Origin of the sequence: Mesorhizobium sp. M0587 (assembly GCF_040320945.1) — a bacterium.
GTDB lineage: Bacteria > Pseudomonadota > Alphaproteobacteria > Rhizobiales > Rhizobiaceae > Mesorhizobium.
Map to the genome: position 1 here is coordinate 135,614 of NZ_JAMYQP010000003.1, position 17,518 is coordinate 153,131.

The following is a 17,518-nucleotide window of genomic DNA, read 5'->3' on the forward strand; positions in this document are numbered from 1 at the left end:
TCGCAGTGTGCGCCGAGATGCTTCCAGCCGTTCAAGTGTTTGGCAGGGGAACGGAACGCAAGGCAGACCCACCGAGTTTAGGGTTTATAGTTTAGGGTCATAACGTTGGAGGTGCGATATGCCAGCCAAATCCAAGGCCCAGCAGATGGCCGCCGGCGCAGCCCTTGCGGCCAAGCGCGGTGAAAAGAAAAAGAGCGAGCTGAAGGGCGCGTCCAAATCGATGGTCAAGTCGATGAGTGAGAAGGAACTTCACGACATGGCGTCGACCAAACGCAAGGGCAAGGCGGAACACGCGTCCAAATCGTGACGCAGGTTCAGCAAAGCTCTACTGCTCGATTTGCCGGGTAGTGCCGCTTGGGTTGCGACCCAGGATTGCTGTTCAAGCGGCTATCCGAAGCACGATCTTGCCGCGCGCATGCTCCTTCTCGAGGCGCTCCTCGGCTTTGGCGACCTCCTCTAGGGGATAGGTCGCCTGCACGAATGGCTTCACCTTGCCGGCGTCGATGAGACGGCCGATCTCGGCAAGCTGCGCCGCGTTTGGCTGTGCGATATAGGAAGTGCCGCGTGCCTGATGCCGGCGGGCCTGTTCCGGCGAGGGCTCGGAGAGGGTGGAAACCAATCTGCCACCGGGTTTGAGCACTGTCCAGGAGCGGTCTTGCGTATCGCCGGCGACCAGATCGAACACCACGTCGACCTTTTCGACGACATCCTCGAAGCGCTGTTTCTTGTGGTCGACGATCTGGTCGGCGCCGAGCCGATGGACGAAATCGAAATCCTCGGCTGAAACGGTCGTGGCGACGAACGCGTCGGTGGCCTTGGCAAGCTGGATCGCCAAATGACCGACGCCGCCGGCGCCGCCATGGATGAGAACCCGTTGCCCCGGCTCGAGACCGCCATGGTCGAACAGGCCCTGCCATGCGGTAATCCCCGCAAGCGGCACGGCGGCTGCCTCCACGTGGCTTAGGCTTTCTGGTTTCGCCGCCGCTTCCGTCGCTTTGACGACGACATATTCGGCATTGCCGCCCCGATCGGGGCCAAGCATGGCAAACAGCGGATCGCCCTTCTTCAACGTGTGCGCCCGCGTGCCGCACAGTTCCACGACCCCGGATACGTCGCGGCCGAGTGTGACGGGCAGGTCTTCGCCCGATGTCCCCTCACGGATCTTATAGTCGACCGGATTGACGCTCGCCGCATAAACCTTGAGTGTGACCTCGTCATCACGTGGCTGAGGCATGGGCACCTCGTCCAGCGAAAGAACCTCCGGTCCACCGAAAGTGTGAACACGGACCGCCTTGATGGTCGCCATGGTTCTGCTCCTTGTCGGTTCATGATTCAGGCAGCTTCGGACGGTGCCCTGCGACGCCGGTTCCCGCCAGTTCGATAAAGTCCGTCGGCCCGTATCGGTGAGCCACTCCCGCGTGGTGCCGATACGTCAGCCATGCAGCCGGTGGCGCCTTGATCAGCCTTCAGAGCGCCGCTGCCCGCCTGCTAGGCGGCGGATTGCGTTGGCGGGTTCTGGTACATCATCCAGAGTTCGATTGCTGCCAGAACGGCGACCAGAATACCGATCACGACATGTACGGACATCGCCGTGGTCGCCTGGAAACCCAGCACCCAGGGAGAGGCGAGGACCCACAGGCCAACGATCAGGTTCACCCACTCCTCCCAAACGGCAAATGCCGCAAGGGCGGCCACGGAAAGCACGAAGATCACGATACCGCTGCCAAGGGCGTTTTGCGTCTGCGGGCCTGCCGCGAAGGCGAACATCCAGGGAGAGAAGAACAGAATTCCGCCAAGGATCAGGTTGGCTACGTCGCAGAGCCTGGCATTTGTCCACTGGTTCATGACATCCTCCATCAAAGAGCGGTTCTGGAGTTCCGCCAACGTCCGCGTGAAGCCGCTCATCTGCATCGTGGCCGGGCCAAACTTCCGCATCGGCGGTCCAATCCAAGCTATCTAACTGAATTGCAGGGGTTTTGTTCCAATCGGAGGGGATAGCTGGATCACTTGGCGGTGATCCAAACGGCATCAGCCGTGCTTCCGAGTGAGAATGATCGGCGCATGGCCGGATTCCTGCAAAGGAACATAGCGCGCTGGAACTACATCGCCGAGGCGCTGAACTTGCCGCCAGGCAAGCTTCAAGTCAGGCGCTTATTCGGCGCTCTGCTGCGCAAACCTCACCTGTTCGTGCCGAGCTGTGATCGCGCCGGTGGGTTCCGCTTGAAAATACCTGCGCATCGGAGGCCGCCAGGAAACCGTGTGAAGCGGTTCCACGCGTCGTGCGAAACTAACGATTGGCACGCGAGCAATTGTGTGCGTTCATATGGAATGCGCCGCAAACTGGATGACAAGCTCGATTGCAAGGCATGTGGGACGATCCTGATGGACATCCCGGAAAACGCCACGGAATCGACGCCGATTCACTGCAGCAAATGTGGTGCTTATCTTGGCGAGTGGGGTGAGCTGCAGGATGATTTCTACAGGCAAGCCCATGGCACCGGCGCTTTCGACCTAAACCACGGAAACATCCTCAAAAAGTAGCTCAACGGCGCAGCCCTGAGGGTGCTGCTCGACTATTGTGCTGACCGGCTTTTAAAATTGGTGTGCCTGACGCCGGATATTGTTTATCCGACGTCGCCTTCATCCGCTTCGGGATTTCGGATTTCCGAGATGCATCTCGGTCCTTTGCTGGCGTGCATCCTGGGTGACATCGTCGGACGAATTGGGGCGGTCGCGCAAGGTTTTCGCAGCCTGTTCCAGTACATCGCGATTGGTTCCGTACTTGCGGATGAGTTCGCGCACCTCATCGGGTGTCATGTCATGCCGGTTCGCAAAATGACGCAATTCATAGTCGTCTTCGGCCGAGACATGCGGGGGGTCTTGAACGTCGCGTCTGGTGTCGTCAGGCATCGGTTTTTACCTCGGATTGTCCAGCCGTAATGCAAACAGAATCGATGCGGATTTGTTCCGAGCGGCGAGGGTGCCCTCATCTCGGTGACTGACTGCCCCGGATCGGCAAGGAACCGGACGGCGCGCTTGAGAAATGGGCGGCCAGCGCCCGCATGTCGGCATCGCTCAGGCCCTTCGCCACATTGGCCATGAGGCGATGATAGGCCGTGCCGCCGCGTTTTCCTTCCCTGAAGAGCATCAGCTGGTTCATGATATATCCCGCCGGCTGTCCGGTGATATCCGGATAGAGCGGATTCCGCTTCGATCCTCCGTGGCAACTCAAGCATGCCGGCACGTTCTTCGCCGGGCGGCCATGTCTCGCAATGTCTTCGCCGTCGGCGGCCGCGGTCACATCCTTGGTGGGGGTAGCAGGCCGCGCCGGGGGCAGAGTTGCAAAATGCCGGGCGAGCGCCGGCCATTGGTCGGGCTCGACGGCGGTCGTCGCCATGGCCATGATCCCGCTCGCGCGGCGGCCTTCCGCATAGGCCCTCAGGCTCTCCAGCAGATAGGCCTCGTTCTGTCCGGCGATGACCGGAACCGCCGGGCTGCGTCCCCGTCCGTCCTTTCCGTGGCAGCGCTCGCATTCGGCCATGGCCTGTTCGAGGTCTGCTGGCTGCGCCGGCGTCGCGCTTCTTTCGCCATAGGCGAGGTTGCGATAGGCTGCGGCATCCATTGTCGGCAGCTCGCGCAGGAAGGCGACCATGGCCCAGACCTCGTCGTCGCGGTCCTGGGTCGGCCATGCCGGCATGCCGGTGAAGCGGACGCCATGCTGGACGATGCGAAACAGTTCGGCGTCGGTCCATCCACTGACGACTGTCGCAAGATCGGGTGGCCTGGGCAACATCTCCATGACCGTCGGCGAGCGTGGTTCGCCTGGCTCGCCATGGCAGGTGGCGCAACCCAGTGCATAGTGCCCCGCCGCCGGCTGGATGGCATAGCGCGGTAGCTTCTCCGGCGGCTCTACGGCAAGCGCATAGGTTCTGATTGCCGAGCGCATGGCGAAATGCAGGAACCATTCGGTGATTTTCCAGTGGCCGGTGGAGGCGCCGACGTTGAAGAAGCCGATCCACGCGACGAAGATGGCTGCGAAGGGCAGGACGGCAAACGCGGCGGCAATATGCTTCCAGTTGACATGCATCAGCGGGCAGCCTCCCGACCGTGCACCTGGATAGCGCGTCCGAGAAGCACGACACCGCCGGCGAGATAGACCACTGCGCCTATCGACAGCATGATGACGCCACCGAGCACCTGATCCTCTTGCGGACCGAGTTCGAGGCCGAGACAGGTGGTCGTTGTCAGGCCGTAAAGCGGGCGCGGAGCAAGCGCCAGAAGCGCGCCGAGCAATGTCATGTGGATCGAGGTCAGCAGCAGGCCGAAAGCCCCGGCAATGCCTCGATGCGTCGAGCCCTTTGCGCCTGTGCCGATGCATGCAAGCCACAGGAACAGCCCGGCCGCGAGGAAACTCGCTTGCTCCAGGATCGCCGCCAGGACCGTCGCCTGTGCGAGCGAGCGCATGATTGGAGCGTGCCAGGCCCAGACGATCATCAGCTCCACCAGGGAAGCAAGGATCGGCAGGGCGAATGCCGCTGTTCGGTCGGCACCCGCTCGATCAGGCAGCAAAGCCCGGCAAAAGTCCAGACGCGTGCCGCTGATTCCCACCGCCAGAAGCGGCGCGGCGATTGCGACCACTCCCATATGCGACAGCATGTGGGCGGCAAAAGAGCCTCGCGATGGGCCCAGCAGCGGTCCAGCCCAGATGACGGCGAGCAGGCCGATGCCTGACAGGAGGGCAAGGCGCTTCATCGCAGGCATTCCGTCATGAAAAGGGCAGGCAGAGCGACGAAGATCACCGCGACGAAGCTCAGCCCGCAGAGCAGAAGCGTGGCGAAGCCCTGGAACAGGCGCCGGTCCCGCCGCGTCGCATCGTCATGCGGCGGGTCCTCCGCGCCGAAACCCCATTGCCGCCAGGCAAGCCATGCCGAAAGCAAAATGAGAACAAGCGCGACTGCGGTCAGGGCGCCGATGCCGCCGCGCACGGCCCCGAAGCCGAAACCGAACAAGCCAGGCTTGGCGCAATAGATCGCGGCGCCGACATAGCAGACCAGGAAGTGAACCGCCCAGATGATTGGCGCCGTGAATAGCGTCCAGAGGGTTTCCATTTCCCTGGGCAAGAGACGCATCGCAGCCTCACATCGCCATCGGGAAAAGGCCGACGACGGTCAGGACCGTCGCCGCGGTGACCAGCAGGAAATGCCAATAAAGCACCACGTTGTGGAGGTCCATGTCGTGCTCCGGCGTCAGTCGCCCCGCGACGCTGCGTGCCAGGCAGTAGAACTGCATGACCGCGCCCAGTGCGGCGTGGACGAGCACCCAGAGGACAAGGATCCAGACGATCGCCGGATAGACATGCCGCACAGGATCCATGTCGTACGACCACGGGGCATAGGCGGCGGCGGCCGAAGCCGCGATTGTGAGCGCGCCCGATAGCGCCAGGCAGGTCCGCAGGGCCGTCGTTGCGCCGCGGCTGTTCATGGCTCGCGCTGCGAGCATCAGCAGCCATGCGGCCGCGAACAGCACCAGCGCCGCCATCGGCCAGAATGCACCTGGCCCGGCAATGCCGGCGGTGAAGTCCGGATGGATCGTCCAGTAGAAGAAATAGCCGAAGATCAGGCTGGCGAGCGCGGTTCCGTCACCGGTCATGGTGATGAACATAGCCCACCAGCCAGCCGACGCCGGGCCGGAGGAATAGAGCGGCAGCGTCAGCCCAAGCCCGACGTTCTTTTCCGGCTTTTCAGGGATTTCCCCGGTTCCGGTCCACAGCCAGTAAACGATCGCGCAGAAGGCGATGATCCCGCAAGCGAGCGTCGCGAGCCACCAGTGGAAGGTCAGCGCGATGAACACGGCGCCGAGCGAAAAAGCCGAGACGATCGTCACATAGGCGGTGCCGCCGACCCTGAGCACCTGGAGCGGGTTAGCATCGAGCACGGATGTGACCAGGCCCTCGCGTCGGCCTTCCTCGGCATCCGGAAGATAGAACCGGCCGAGGTTGACGTCGCGCGCCAGCGTTTTCTGATCCCACAGGGGATAGCGGCTTTCGACCTGGGGGATGGAGCGCACGCCCCAGTTCTCCTCCGGCTCGGTGATCCATTCCAGCGTGCCCGCGTTCCACGGATTGACCTCTCGGCGCGGCTCCCGGTGCTTCGGCCGCAGCACGTCGACGACGACGATAAGCACGCCCGTGGCGAAGATAAACGCACCGAGCGTCGAGATCAGGTTGAGCCAGTCCCAGCCGAGCCCGGCAGGGTAGGTGAACACGCGGCGCGGCATTCCGCGCAAGCCGGATATGTGCATGGGGAAGAAGGCGATGTTGAAGCCGGCGAACATCAGCCAGAAGGCGATCGTGCCGAGCCGTTCCGACAGCTTCCTGGCATCGAGAAGCGGGTAATAATAATATACGCCGGCAATGACCGGGAACAGCATGCCGCCGACCAGCACGTAGTGCAGGTGCCCGACGACGAAATAGGTGTCGTGCGCCTGCCAATCGAACGGCGCCAGCGCCACCATGACCCCGGTCAGCCCGCCGATGATGAAGATAGCGAGCCCTCCGGCTCCGAACAGCATCGGTACCGAGAAGATCACACGCCCGGCGAGCATGGTGGCGATGAAGACGAATATCTGCACGCCGGTCGGGATCGCGACCGCCTCCGATGCGGCTGAAAAGAAAGCCAGCGAAATCTGCGGCAGGCCGGTGGCGAACATATGGTGCACCCACAGGCCGAACGACAGGAAACCGGTGCCGACGGCTGCGAGCACGATCCATGAATAGCCCACGATCGGCCGCTGCGCGAATGTCGGAACGATCATCGCCATCAGGGCGATCGCGGGCAGAAAAATGATGTAGACCTCCGGGTGCCCGAAGATCCAGAACAGGTGCTGCCACAGAAGCGGATCGCCGCCCCGTGCCGCGTCGAAGAACGGCCAGTCGAACATCCGTTCCATCTCGAACAGGAGATCGCCGGCGATCAGCGGCGGAAAGGCGAACAGGATCATGCCGGCGACGATCAGCAGATACCAGGCAAACAGTGGCATCAGGTTGATGCGCATGCCCGGCGCGCGGCATTTCATGATGCCGACGATAAGCTCGACCGCGGCGGCGATCGAGGCGATCTCGATGAAGGAAAGCCCGAGCAGCCAGATATCGGCGCCAATACCGGACAGTTCCTTGTCGGTGGAGAGCGGCGGATACATGAACCAGCCGCTCGAAGGCGCGGCGCCGAAAAAGATCGAACCGCAGACGAAGATCCCGCCAACAAGAAAGCTCCAGAAGCCGAAGGCGCCGAGGCGCGGAAACGGCAGTTCGCGCGCGCCAAGCATGGGCGGCAGCAAAAAGATCGCCACCGCCTCGAAAATCGGCACGGCGAACAGGAACATCATTACCGTGCCATGCAGCGTGAAGGCTTGATTGTAGAAATTGGCGGACAGGAAATCGTTCTCCGGGACCGCCAGTTGCAGCCGCACGAGCAGCGCCAATATGCCGGCGAACAGCATGAAGCCAAATGCGGCCGAAGCGTACCAGAGCCCGACCTGATAGTTGTTGACGGAAGTCCAGTAGCGCCAGCCGGTCGGATTGGCCCAGACCGAGCGCAGCCGCTTCGTCTGCGCCTCGTGCCGGCCGGTCGCAGGCTTTGTGTCGACGGCGCTCATTCAAGGCCCTTGAGATATGTTGCGATGGCGCGGATGTCCTCGGGCGGAAGCATGCGGAAAGCGGGCATCTTCGAGCCCGGTTTGATCACATCCGGCTCGGAGATGAAGCGAGCGATCGCCGCCGCGGTGTTGGGCAGGATGCCGGCGCCGATGGTTTCGCGCGAGCCTATGTGGGACAGGTCCGGCCCGATGAGCCCCTGCGCCTCGGTGCCGTTGATCCGGTGGCAGGAGGCGCAGCCATGCTTCATGAACAGGTCGATGCCGTCCCCTTCCGAGGCATCGGACGGCGCTGCCTGCTGGGCGAGCCAGCTCCGAAAGCCACCCGGCTCCATGGCGACAGCGGAGAACGCCATCAGCGCATGCGATGGCCCGCAAAATTCCGCGCACGGGCCGCGATAGTTGCCGGCCTTCGTGGCGACGAGCGATAGCCGGTTGGTCCGGCCGGGAACCATGTCCATCTTGCCGCCGAGTGCGGGGATCCAGAACGAATGGATCACGTCCGCACTGTTCAGCGTCAGTTCGACGCGCTGGCCGACCGGAAGCCTGATTTCATTGGCCGAAATCACGGACGTCCCGTCGTCCAGGTGATAAGCGACGCGCCACCAGAACTGCTTGCCGGTGACTTCGATGCGCAAGGGTTCTTCCCCTGCCGCCAAAGCCGCCGGACGCAGCCCTGGCATCAGCCATAGCGCGTATGCAAGCAGGATCAGCAGCGTTGCCGACGGGAAGACCGCGCCGCCCCACACGATCAGCCGGCGTGCACCCGTTTCGCCGAGCGGCGACCGTCCCGGCCGAGCGGCATGGAGCAGCACGCACATGACCGCCGACCATATGACCAGGCCGCCTGCCGCCATCGCCCAAAATAGCTTGGCGATCTCGGCCGCCTCGTCGCCGGCGGGATCAAGCGATGACTGTATTCCGGAACAGGCCGAGAGAACGAGTGGACAGGATGCAGCAAAAGCGAGCGGCCAAGAACGAGCGACACCGGAGCTTGGCGCTCCTCGATCCGGCCGTGACTTTTGCAGGCTCAAAAGAGCGAACGCCATGTCGCGCCAATCGCTGGAGTTAGCGTAGGTGGCATGAAGTCGATCCTTGTGGGTCCGTCAGGCAGTCAGATTTCCTCCGCGGCATGAAGCAACTCGACGACCTCCTCGTCGGAGGTCTGTTCGAAGTCGACGTAGTAGGAGCCAACGGTTTGAAATTGCGCCGGCGTGCTGAGGCAGACCACCTCATCCGCTTCGGCACGCAGCGTATGGATTACCTCCGGTGGAGCGACCGGAACAGCAAGCACCGTCCGCGCTGCCCCGGATTTCTGCACGGCCTTCAGCGCCACGGCGGCAGTGCTGCCGGTGGCGATGCCATCATCGACGACAATGGCGGTTCGATGCTCTACCGGGATTGCGGCACGTCCCCCGAGGTAGCGCTCCCGCCGCCTTTCGATCTCGTGCAACTGGCGAGTTTCTTCCTTTTCAATGTAGTCTGACGAAATGCCGAGCATCCGCAGTGCATCGTCGTTCAGAAGGAGCTGCGGGTCGTTGCCGTCGACCACGGCGCCCACACCGAACTCCGGATGCTCTGGAGCGCCAATTTTGCGAACGAGCAGAATATCCAGCGGTGCATGGAGGGCCTTTGCAATTTCGAAGGCAACCGGAACACCGCCGCGCGGCAGCGCCAACACGATCGGATCGGCCCATTTGGTCTTGGCGAGTTCGTTTGCGAGCCTTCGGCCTGCCTCACGTCGGTCGAGAAACCCGCCCTCAATCGCGAGCATTTGGCTGACTCCTCCGTTGAGAGACCTTTCCGGCCCACAGTGCCGGTCGCGCATTCCTGCGGACTTCGAGATGGACCCAACGGAGGAAGGCGCGGATCGTTCCGCACGGACTGCAATCACCAGCACTGGAACATTCGCGATTGGCTGCGGTTAGGTCGTCCGCTGCCGGAACCCGCGAAAAATCGGAATCGCGCGGCTCCGCATGGTCGGCGCCGAACGCGGCGCAGAAGGCGAAGTGCATGTGTATCGAAGATCCGACCATCCGAGCAAAGGAGGCTGGTCATGCCGAAGCAATCCGAAACCCAGAAGGCGACCGTCGGGCGCGTCATGCATGAATACAAGCACGGCGAACTCAAGATCAGGGGCAGCGGTCCTAAGGTGAAGAATCCCAAGCAGGCGATTGCAATCGCGCTGCACGAGGCGGGTGCCACAAACCAGGAAAGCCCGAAAAAGAATAGGCAGAACCTGCGCAGGACCAAGGCGAAGGAGCAAAGAGGCGAAACCGCTGAAGCCGAGAAGGAAGGAAAGGCTGCCCAGAACCGCACCATGAAGGCGGCGACGACGCGCGGGCGCTCCTCATCCGACGGCGGCAAGAGCAAGCAGGATCTCTATGCGGAAGCCAGGCGCCGGGACATTCCCAACCGCTCGAAAATGTCCAAAGCCCAGCTCGAGCGGGCGTTGAGCCACTGAGCCGTTGGAATTCCCCGGCTCGCAGGCGCCACGCGGGCTTGCCGCACAACCCGAGCCGACTCTGCCTCTGTCGACGGCAGCTGCGGCGATCACCACTCGGCGAAAGAGCCGTCCTTGTGGCGCCAGACCGGGTTGCGCCAGCGGTGGCCTTCCCTTGCTCGCTCCTTGACATAGTCCTCGTCGATCTCGACGCCGAGGCCCGGGCCGTCGGGAATGGCGACATAACCATCCTCGTAGCGAAAGACGTTCTTGTTCGCGGCGTAGTCGAGCAGGTCGTTGGCCGCGTTGTAGTGGATGCCGAGGCTCTGCTCCTGGATGAAGCAGTTGTAGCTCACCGCATCGAGCTGCAGGCATGCGGCGAGCGCGATCGGTCCCAGCGGGCAGTGCGGCGCCACGGCGACGTCATAGGCCTCCGCCATCGCCGCTATCTTCCGGCATTCGGTGATGCCGCCGGCATGCGACAGGTCGGGCTGGATGATGTCGACGACGCCTTCCTCGAACACGGACTTGAAATCCCAGCGGCTGTAGAGGCGCTCGCCGAGCGCGATCGGGGTCGAGCCAAGCGCGGCGATCTCTTTCAGCGCCTCGCGGTTTTCGCTGAGCACCGGCTCCTCGATGAACATCAGCCGGTAGGGTTCCAATTCCTTGACCAGGATACGCGCCATCGGCCGATGCACGCGGCCGTGGAAATCGACGGCGATGCCGATGTCGGGTCCGACCGCCTCGCGCACCATGGCGACGCGCTCCACCGCGGCGTCTATTTTGTCGTGACTGTCGACGATCTGCAATTCCTCGGTGCCGTTCATCTTGAGTGCGAGGAAGCCGCGTGCGACCACCTCCTTGGCGCCCGCCGCGACCTCTGCCGGCCGGTCGCCGCCAATCCATGAATAGACCTTGATGGTGTCGCGCAGCTTGCCGCCGAGTAGCTCATGCACGGGAACGCCGAGCGCCTTGCCCTTGATGTCCCACAGCGCCTGGTCGATGCCGGCAATGGCGCTCATCAGGATCGGCCCACCGCGATAGAAGCTGCCGCGATGCATCACCGTCCAATGATCCTCGATCAGGCGAGGGTCCTTGCCGATGAGATAGTCGGCCAGTTCCTTGACCGCCGCCTCGACGGTCAGAGCCCTGCCTTCGACGACCGGCTCGCCCCAGCCGGTGACGCCGGCGTCGGTCTCGATCTTCAGGAACAGCCAGCGCGGCGGAACGATGTAGGTGGTGAGCGCGGTGATTTTCATGCGATGTCTCAGTTGTTCTTGAGTTTCTTGGCGCTGACGAGATCGCGCGCCGCAAGGTCGAGAATTTTATTCGCCGCGCCACGCGCGGCTTCGGCATTGCGCATGCGCAACGCCTCCACCACCTCGCGATGCGCCGCCACGGCTTCCATGCGCCGGCTGAGCGAGATGGTTGCCGTCGCCTCCAGCGAGAATTTGAGCCCGGTATCTATCAAATTGCCGATCTGGCGAAAAATCGGGTTATGGCTTGCGGCATAGAGGATCTGGTGAAAGGCGATGTCGCTGCGCGAGAAGGTGACAAGGTCCTCGCCGGCGCCCGCCATGCCTCGCCACGCTGCTTCGAGGTTGGCGATCTCCTGCAGCGTCGCGCGGTTGGCGGCCAGTTCCGCGACCAGCGGTTCGATGGCGCGGCGCGTTTCGAGGATGGCATCGAACAATTTGTCGTCCAACGCATGCGGCGCATGCCACGCCAGCACTTGCGGGTCGATGATGTTCCAGTCGTCTTCGTTGCAGACGGTGGTGCCGACACGCGGCCGCGACAGCACCAAGCCCTTGGCTGCCAGCACCTTCAGGGCTTCGCGAATGACGGTGCGGCTGACGCCATATTCGATCCCAAGATCGTTTTCGGTGGGCAAGGAGGAGCCGGCCGGATAACGACCGGAAAAGATATCCGAGGCGATCGCCTTCGTCACGTCAGGCATGACGCGCGGGCGTCGAGCGGTGGTATCGCCTTGCGCCTTCTTCAAACTTTCGGTCACCTCAGCCCTCCTCCAAGGCGGCGAACCGCTGGTCTCGCACCACCGGCCCGGCCTTACCGGATGCGGGTGATTTGCGCCAGGGTCACTGGTCAGTGCATGTATCTCAATTATCATACCAGATCAATTGACGAGTATGATAAAAACAATTAGAGACTCCGGTGCCCGGGCTGAGTGTCCGGCCTATCGCTGGGAGGTAATCATGCGACTTTTGAAGACCGCGCTCGTCGCGGGCGCACTCGCCGTGCTGTCCGTCACGACCATCGCTGCATATGCTCAGGACGCCAAGATCGGCTTCATCGTCAAACAGCCAGAGGAGCCGTGGTTCCAGGACGAATGGAAGTTCGCCGACCAAGCCGCCAAGGAGAAGGGTTTTACCCTCGTCAAGATCGGTGCCGAGGACGGTGAGAAGCTGATGTCGGCAATCGACAATCTCGGTGCGCAGGGCGCCCAGGGCTTCATCGTCTGCACGCCGGACGTAAAGCTCGGTCCTGGCATCGTCGCCAAGGCCGCTGCCAACAATCTCAAGCTGATGACCGTCGACGACCGCCTGGTCGGTGCCGACGGCAAGGCGCTGGAAGACGTGCCGCATATGGGCATCTCGGCAACCAAGATTGGTGAGGCCGTCGGCCAGGCGATCGTCGATGAAATAAAGGCGCGCGGCTGGAAGGCCGACGAGGTCGGCGCGATCCGCGTCTCCTATGACCAATTGCCGACAGCGGTCGACCGCGTCGAAGGCGCCATCTCGGTGCTGAAGGCGAACGGCTTCAAGGCCGAGAACATCTTTGACGCCCCGCAGGCCAAGACCGACACCGAGGCTGCCCTCAATGCCGCGACGGTGGTTCTCAATGCTCATGCCGGCATCAAGAAGTGGGTGTCCTTCGGTCTGAACGACGAAGCCGTGTTGGGCGCCGTGCGCGCCTCCGAAAGCGTCGGCATTCCGGCCGACGGCATGATCGGCGTCGGCATCGGCGGCGCGGATTCGGCGATCAACGAGTTCAAGAAGCCGACCGCTACCGGCTTCGTCGGCACGGTGATCATCTCGCCGAAGCGCCATGGCTACGAAACGGCGCTCAACATGTACGACTGGGTTGCCAACAACAAGGAACCGGAGAAGCTGATCCTGACTTCCGGCGCGCTCGCCAAGCGCGACGACTATCAGAAGGTCCGGCAGGGCCTCGGCATCGAATAGTCCTCCCTGTAAAAACAGGCGGCGGCTCAGCCCGCCGCCTGTTTTCGTGGCACTAGAAGGATCGAAGCGGTGTCCTTTCTCGAATTCTCGCACATCACCAAGACCTATCCGGGCGTCAGGGCGTTGTCGGACGTCTCGTTCGGCGTCGACAAGGGCGCGGTGCATGGCCTGATGGGCGAGAACGGCGCCGGCAAATCCACCTTGATCAAGATCCTGTCGGGCGACCAGCATGCCGATGAAGGCGAAATCCGCATCGACGGCAAGGTCCAGGCCTATGCCTCTACCAGGGATGCCTTCGACAATGGCGTCATCGTCATTCACCAGGAACTGCAACTCGTCCCGGAACTGACCGTTGCCGAGAATCTCAGCCTCGGTCGCTTTCCCGCCAGCGCCGGCATCATCGCCGGCCGCAGGATGCTGGAAGACGTCGGCGCCAAGCTGAAATCGGCCGGCATCGACATCGACATGCGCCGCAAGGTCAAGACGCTGTCGATCGGCGAACGCCAGATGGTCGAGATCGCCAAGGCGATCATGCTGGACGCGCGCGTCATCGCGCTGGACGAGCCGACCTCCTCGCTGTCCTCGCGCGAAAGCGAGATACTGTTCGCCCTGATCGACCGCCTGCGCGGCGAGGGCAAGGTCATCATCTACGTCTCGCATCGGCTCGACGAGGTGTTCCGGCTCTGCGACAGCCTGACCGTGCTGCGCGACGGCAAGCTCGCGGCGCACCACGCTTCGCTTGAGCACGTCACCCGCGACCAGGTCGTCGCCGAAATGGTCGGCCGCGAAATCTCCGATATCTGGGGTTTTCGCCCGCGCAAGACAGGAGACGTCCGCCTGAAGGTCGACAATCTCAGCGGCGCCAAGCTGAAGACCCCGGCCAGTTTCGAGGCTCGCGCCGGCGAGATCGTCGGTTTCTTCGGCCTGATCGGCGCCGGGCGCTCGGAACTGATGCGGCTGGTCTTCGGCGCCGACCCGCGTTCGGGCGGCGTCATCAGCGTTGACGGCAAGATGGTCCATGCCACCGATCCGCACGGGTCGATCCGGGCCGGCATCGTGTTGTGCTCGGAGGACCGCAAGCATGACGGCATCATCCAGGGCCGCTCGATCGAGGAGAACATCAACATCTCGTCGCGGCGCCACCACACCCGCTTCGGCGTGCTGAACCGAGCCAGCGAGATCGCGACCGCCGAAACCTTCATCAGCAAGCTCAAGGTGCGCACGCCCTCGCGCAAGCAGGACATCATCAATCTCTCCGGCGGCAACCAGCAGAAGGTCATCCTGGGCCGCTGGCTGTCGGAGCAGGGCGTGCGGGTCCTCATTGTTGATGAGCCGACGCGCGGCATCGACGTCGGCGCCAAATCCGAGATTTATGAACTGCTCTACCAGCTTGCGGAGGACGGCATGGCGATCGTCGTCGTCTCGTCCGAATTGCCGGAAGTGATGGGCATCTGTGACCGTATCCTGGTGATGTGCGGCGGCCGCATCGGTGCCGAACTCACGCGTGACCAGTTCGCCGAGAAGGCGATTCTGGCGGCGGCCCTTCCCGACAAGAAAACCCCCGACGCGATCGCATCCTGAGGACATCCGCCATGACCGTTCAGTTGAGGAAGATCCTGCTCGGCGAACAGGGACTCGTCGTCATCTTCGTCGTTGCCTTCGCGGTTGTGTCGCTGCTGGTGCCGAATTTCCTGACCGACCGCAACATGCTCGGCTTGCTGCAGTCGGTGGTCACCGTCGGCATCGTCGCCTGCACCATGATGTTCTGCCTCGCGGCGCGCGATTTCGACCTGTCGGTGGGCTCGATCGTGGCGTTCGCCGGCATGATCGCGGTGATGGCGTCGAACTTCACCGGATCGATCGTGCTGGGACTCCTGGCGGCAATCGCCTGCGGCGGGTTTGTGGGTTTCATCAATGGCGTCGTCATCGCCAAATTCCGCATCAATGCGCTGATCACCACGCTTGCCACGATGCAGATCGTGCGCGGCCTGGCTCTGATTGCGTCCGACGGTCGCGCGGTCGGCATCAACAGCCCGGATTTCTACCAGCTGGCGCTGTCGAAATTCCTGGGCATACCGACGCCGGTCTGGGTGCTCGCCATTCTCTTCGGCATCTTCGGCTTCGTCTTGAACCGCACGGTTTTCGGCAAGAACACGCTGGCCATCGGCGGCAATCCGGAGGCCTCGCGTCTTGCCGGCGTCAGTGTCGACCGAACGCGCATCTGGATCTTCGCGCTGCAGGGCGTCGTCTGCGGCATTGCCGGCATCCTGCTGGCCTCGCGCATCACCTCGGGCCAGCCCAACGCAGCGGTCGGGCTCGAGCTTTCGGTCATCTCGGCTTGCGTGCTCGGCGGCGTCTCGCTTGCTGGTGGCCGCGCCACCATGTCGGGCGTCATCGTCGGCGTACTCATCATGGGGATAGCCGAAAACGCCATGAACCTGCTCAACATCCCGGCCTTCTACCAGTATATCGTGCGCGGCGTGATCCTGCTGCTCGCCGTGCTGCTCGACAATCTGCGCTCGTCGGCATTGGGCCGCCGCTGAGCCGGGCGAGGCAAATGTCGTCCTGGATCCGCATTGACAGCGATCGGTTGAGCGTCTCCATCAGCCCGCTCGGAGGCGCGATCGTCGGGGGCCATACAGCCGAGGGTGTGCCATTCCTGCGTCCCTACGGGAGCAAGGCCGAATTCGATGTCGCGAATTGCGCCTGCTTCCCGTTGGTGCCGATCGGCAACCGCGTCGAAGGCAACGCCTTCTCCTGTGGCGGCCTTACATTCCACTTCGCCCGCAACACCGCCGACCCCTTGTACATTCATGGCGATGGCTGGCTTGGCGCCTGGACGGTGGAGCAGAGCAGCGCCGACAAGGCCGTGCTGGCCTTCGACAAGCCGGAGAGCGCGGGTTCGCCCCATGCCTATCGCGCACGGCAGTCTTTCCGGCTCGCCGGCCCGCGCCTGGACCTCACTTTGTCCGTTGCCAACACCGGCGAAACGGCTTTGCCGTTTGGCCTCGGTTTTCACCCGTTCTTTCCGCGCACGCCGCTGACGACCCTCCTGGCGCCGGCAAGCGACTGGTGGAGCGAACGTGGCGGGCATCTGCCCGGCGAGCGGATCGCCCTTGCGGACGACGTCGACTTCTCGACGCCGCGCCGATTGCCGGACCGCTGGCTGAACAATGCATTCGAAGGCTGGAGCGGTGTTGCGCGCATCGTCTGGCCCGAACGAGCACTCGGGCTCGATATCGAGGCAAGCCAGGCGCTCCGCCGCTACATGCTTTATGCGCCGGATGGCGAACGCGACTTTTTCTGCTTCGAGCCGATGAGCCATACTCCCAATGCGCTGAGGCATTTCGGGACCGATCCCATGGGGCTGCGCATACTGAACCCCGGCGAAAGCTTCAGCGCGGGGTTCGCAATGAGCGTTGTAGATTGGAGTGATCACGATGGCTGAGCGCCTGTCCGGCAAACGCATCTTCCTGACGGGTGCCGCGCAGGGCATCGGGCTCGCCATCGCAGAAGCCTGCCTTGCCGAAGGCGCAAGGCTGTTCCTGGTCGATCGCGACGGCGCGCTGCTGGACAAGACCGTCGCCGGCTTGGCGGCAGCGCAAGGTCATGTCGGACATGTGGCAGCCGACATCAGTGATGGGGCGGCGATTGCCGCTGCCGTCAAGCAGGCCGATAATGAGATCGGTCCGGTCAACGCTCTGATCAACAATGCGGGGATGAATGTGTTCTCGACGCCGCTGGATGCGACCGAGGAGGAGTGGAACCGCAATTTCGACGTCAACGTCAAAGGCGCGTGGATTTGCAGCAAGGCGGTGCTGCCGGGTATGCGCGCGAGCGGCGGCGGCGCCATCCTCAACATCGCTTCGACGCACAGCTTCACCATCATTCCGCACACCTTTCCCTATCCCGTCGCCAAGCACGCGCTGCTCGGCCTGACCAAATCGCTGGCGCTCGAATATGCCGGGCAAGGCGTCCGCGTGAACGCACTCGCGCCAGGCTATGTCGAGACGCAAAAGGTGACGGACTATTGGAACAGCTTTGCCGATCCGGCGGCAGCGCGCGCCAAGACGATGGCGCTGCATCCCGGCGGCCGCATCGCTTCGGCGCGCGAGATCGCGCTGGCCGCGGTGTTCATGATTTCCGACGAATGCCCTTTCATGAATGCGGCTTGCCTGGTCGTCGATGGCGGGCTTAGCCAGCTGCAGCACCCCGCCTGAAC

Annotated in this window: 19 protein-coding genes; 8 read left to right on the forward strand and 11 right to left on the reverse strand. The window is 63.0% G+C overall.

Features of this window, described 5'->3' with window-relative positions; genetic code table 11:
* The first annotated feature begins 118 nt into the window (after positions 1–118).
* Positions 119–307 (forward strand): DUF3008 family protein, encoded by a 189-nt coding sequence (locus NKI49_RS03970; protein WP_352584350.1) that lies wholly within the window; start codon positions 119–121, stop codon positions 305–307.
* A gap of 72 nt (positions 308–379) precedes the next feature.
* Here NKI49_RS03970 and NKI49_RS03975 read toward each other — a convergent pair whose 3' ends face one another.
* Positions 380–1,306, reverse strand: a complete 927-nt coding sequence (locus tag NKI49_RS03975) for an NADP-dependent oxidoreductase (RefSeq protein ID WP_352599982.1) — start codon at positions 1,304–1,306, stop codon at positions 380–382.
* A gap of 182 nt (positions 1,307–1,488) precedes the next feature.
* The gene (locus NKI49_RS03980; protein WP_352600154.1) at positions 1,489–1,845 is read right to left on the reverse strand and encodes an SPW repeat protein; all 357 of its coding nucleotides are present in this window, start codon (positions 1,843–1,845) and stop codon (positions 1,489–1,491) included.
* Between the two features lie 216 nt (positions 1,846–2,061).
* On the opposite strand from NKI49_RS03980, the gene NKI49_RS03985 reads away from it, so the two are divergent.
* Positions 2,062–2,541 (forward strand): hypothetical protein, encoded by a 480-nt coding sequence (locus NKI49_RS03985; RefSeq protein ID WP_352599984.1) that lies wholly within the window; start codon positions 2,062–2,064, stop codon positions 2,539–2,541.
* A 99-nt stretch (positions 2,542–2,640) separates the two neighbouring features.
* Here the strand turns inward: NKI49_RS03985 and NKI49_RS03990 are convergent, their stop codons facing one another.
* The 7 genes from NKI49_RS03990 to NKI49_RS04020 all read right to left on the reverse strand — a co-directional run bounded on the left by NKI49_RS03990 (position 2,641) and on the right by NKI49_RS04020 (position 9,424).
* Positions 2,641–2,910: a DUF3606 domain-containing protein gene (locus NKI49_RS03990; protein WP_352599986.1), complete on the reverse strand. Its 270-nt coding sequence runs from the start codon at positions 2,908–2,910 to the stop codon at positions 2,641–2,643.
* A gap of 76 nt (positions 2,911–2,986) precedes the next feature.
* Positions 2,987–4,087: a c-type cytochrome gene (locus NKI49_RS03995; protein WP_352599988.1), complete on the reverse strand. Its 1,101-nt coding sequence runs from the start codon at positions 4,085–4,087 to the stop codon at positions 2,987–2,989.
* Positions 4,087–4,752: a cytochrome c oxidase assembly protein gene (locus NKI49_RS04000; protein ID WP_352599990.1), complete on the reverse strand. Its 666-nt coding sequence runs from the start codon at positions 4,750–4,752 to the stop codon at positions 4,087–4,089. Before NKI49_RS04000 ends, NKI49_RS03995 begins: the two co-directional genes overlap by 1 nt.
* Positions 4,749–5,129, reverse strand: a complete 381-nt coding sequence (locus NKI49_RS04005) for a hypothetical protein (RefSeq protein ID WP_352599992.1) — start codon at positions 5,127–5,129, stop codon at positions 4,749–4,751. The genes NKI49_RS04000 and NKI49_RS04005 overlap by 4 nt, the downstream gene beginning before the upstream one ends.
* Before the next feature lie 7 nt (positions 5,130–5,136).
* Entirely contained in the window at positions 5,137–7,653 is a 2,517-nt protein-coding gene (gene ctaD, locus NKI49_RS04010; RefSeq protein ID WP_352599994.1) for a cytochrome c oxidase subunit I, read from the reverse strand.
* Positions 7,650–8,507 (reverse strand): cytochrome c oxidase subunit II, encoded by an 858-nt coding sequence (locus NKI49_RS04015; RefSeq protein ID WP_352599996.1) that lies wholly within the window; start codon positions 8,505–8,507, stop codon positions 7,650–7,652. The genes ctaD and NKI49_RS04015 overlap by 4 nt, the downstream gene beginning before the upstream one ends.
* Before the next feature lie 257 nt (positions 8,508–8,764).
* A complete protein-coding gene (locus NKI49_RS04020; protein ID WP_352599998.1) occupies positions 8,765–9,424 on the reverse strand; it encodes a phosphoribosyltransferase in 660 nt (219 codons plus the stop codon).
* 282 nt (positions 9,425–9,706) lie between these two features.
* On the opposite strand from NKI49_RS04020, the gene NKI49_RS04025 reads away from it, so the two are divergent.
* The gene (locus NKI49_RS04025) at positions 9,707–10,114 is read left to right on the forward strand and encodes a DUF6496 domain-containing protein (protein ID WP_352600000.1); all 408 of its coding nucleotides are present in this window, start codon (positions 9,707–9,709) and stop codon (positions 10,112–10,114) included.
* 89 nt (positions 10,115–10,203) lie between these two features.
* Here NKI49_RS04025 and dgoD read toward each other — a convergent pair whose 3' ends face one another.
* A complete protein-coding gene (gene dgoD / locus NKI49_RS04030; RefSeq protein WP_352600002.1) occupies positions 10,204–11,352 on the reverse strand; it encodes a galactonate dehydratase in 1,149 nt (382 codons plus the stop codon).
* A gap of 8 nt (positions 11,353–11,360) precedes the next feature.
* On the reverse strand, positions 11,361–12,050 hold the full coding sequence (locus NKI49_RS04035) for a FadR/GntR family transcriptional regulator (RefSeq protein WP_352600156.1): 690 nt from the start codon (positions 12,048–12,050) through the stop codon (positions 11,361–11,363).
* Positions 12,051–12,306: 256 nt separating this feature from the next.
* Between NKI49_RS04035 and NKI49_RS04040 the strand changes: the two genes are divergently transcribed.
* The 5 genes from NKI49_RS04040 to NKI49_RS04060 all read left to right on the forward strand — a co-directional run bounded on the left by NKI49_RS04040 (position 12,307) and on the right by NKI49_RS04060 (position 17,516).
* The gene (locus NKI49_RS04040; protein ID WP_352600004.1) at positions 12,307–13,296 is read left to right on the forward strand and encodes an arabinose ABC transporter substrate-binding protein; all 990 of its coding nucleotides are present in this window, start codon (positions 12,307–12,309) and stop codon (positions 13,294–13,296) included.
* A 69-nt stretch (positions 13,297–13,365) separates the two neighbouring features.
* Positions 13,366–14,877 (forward strand): L-arabinose ABC transporter ATP-binding protein AraG, encoded by a 1,512-nt coding sequence (gene araG, locus NKI49_RS04045; protein ID WP_352600006.1) that lies wholly within the window; start codon positions 13,366–13,368, stop codon positions 14,875–14,877.
* An 11-nt stretch (positions 14,878–14,888) separates the two neighbouring features.
* The gene (gene araH / locus NKI49_RS04050) at positions 14,889–15,839 is read left to right on the forward strand and encodes an L-arabinose ABC transporter permease AraH (RefSeq protein WP_352600008.1); all 951 of its coding nucleotides are present in this window, start codon (positions 14,889–14,891) and stop codon (positions 15,837–15,839) included.
* A 14-nt stretch (positions 15,840–15,853) separates the two neighbouring features.
* Positions 15,854–16,744 carry an aldose 1-epimerase gene (locus tag NKI49_RS04055; protein ID WP_352600010.1) on the forward strand — a complete coding sequence of 297 codons (891 nt, stop codon included), beginning with the start codon at positions 15,854–15,856 and terminating at the stop codon, positions 16,742–16,744.
* Positions 16,737–17,516: an SDR family oxidoreductase gene (locus tag NKI49_RS04060; RefSeq protein WP_352600012.1), complete on the forward strand. Its 780-nt coding sequence runs from the start codon at positions 16,737–16,739 to the stop codon at positions 17,514–17,516. The genes NKI49_RS04055 and NKI49_RS04060 overlap by 8 nt, the downstream gene beginning before the upstream one ends.
* The last annotated feature ends 2 nt before the right edge of the window (positions 17,517–17,518 follow it).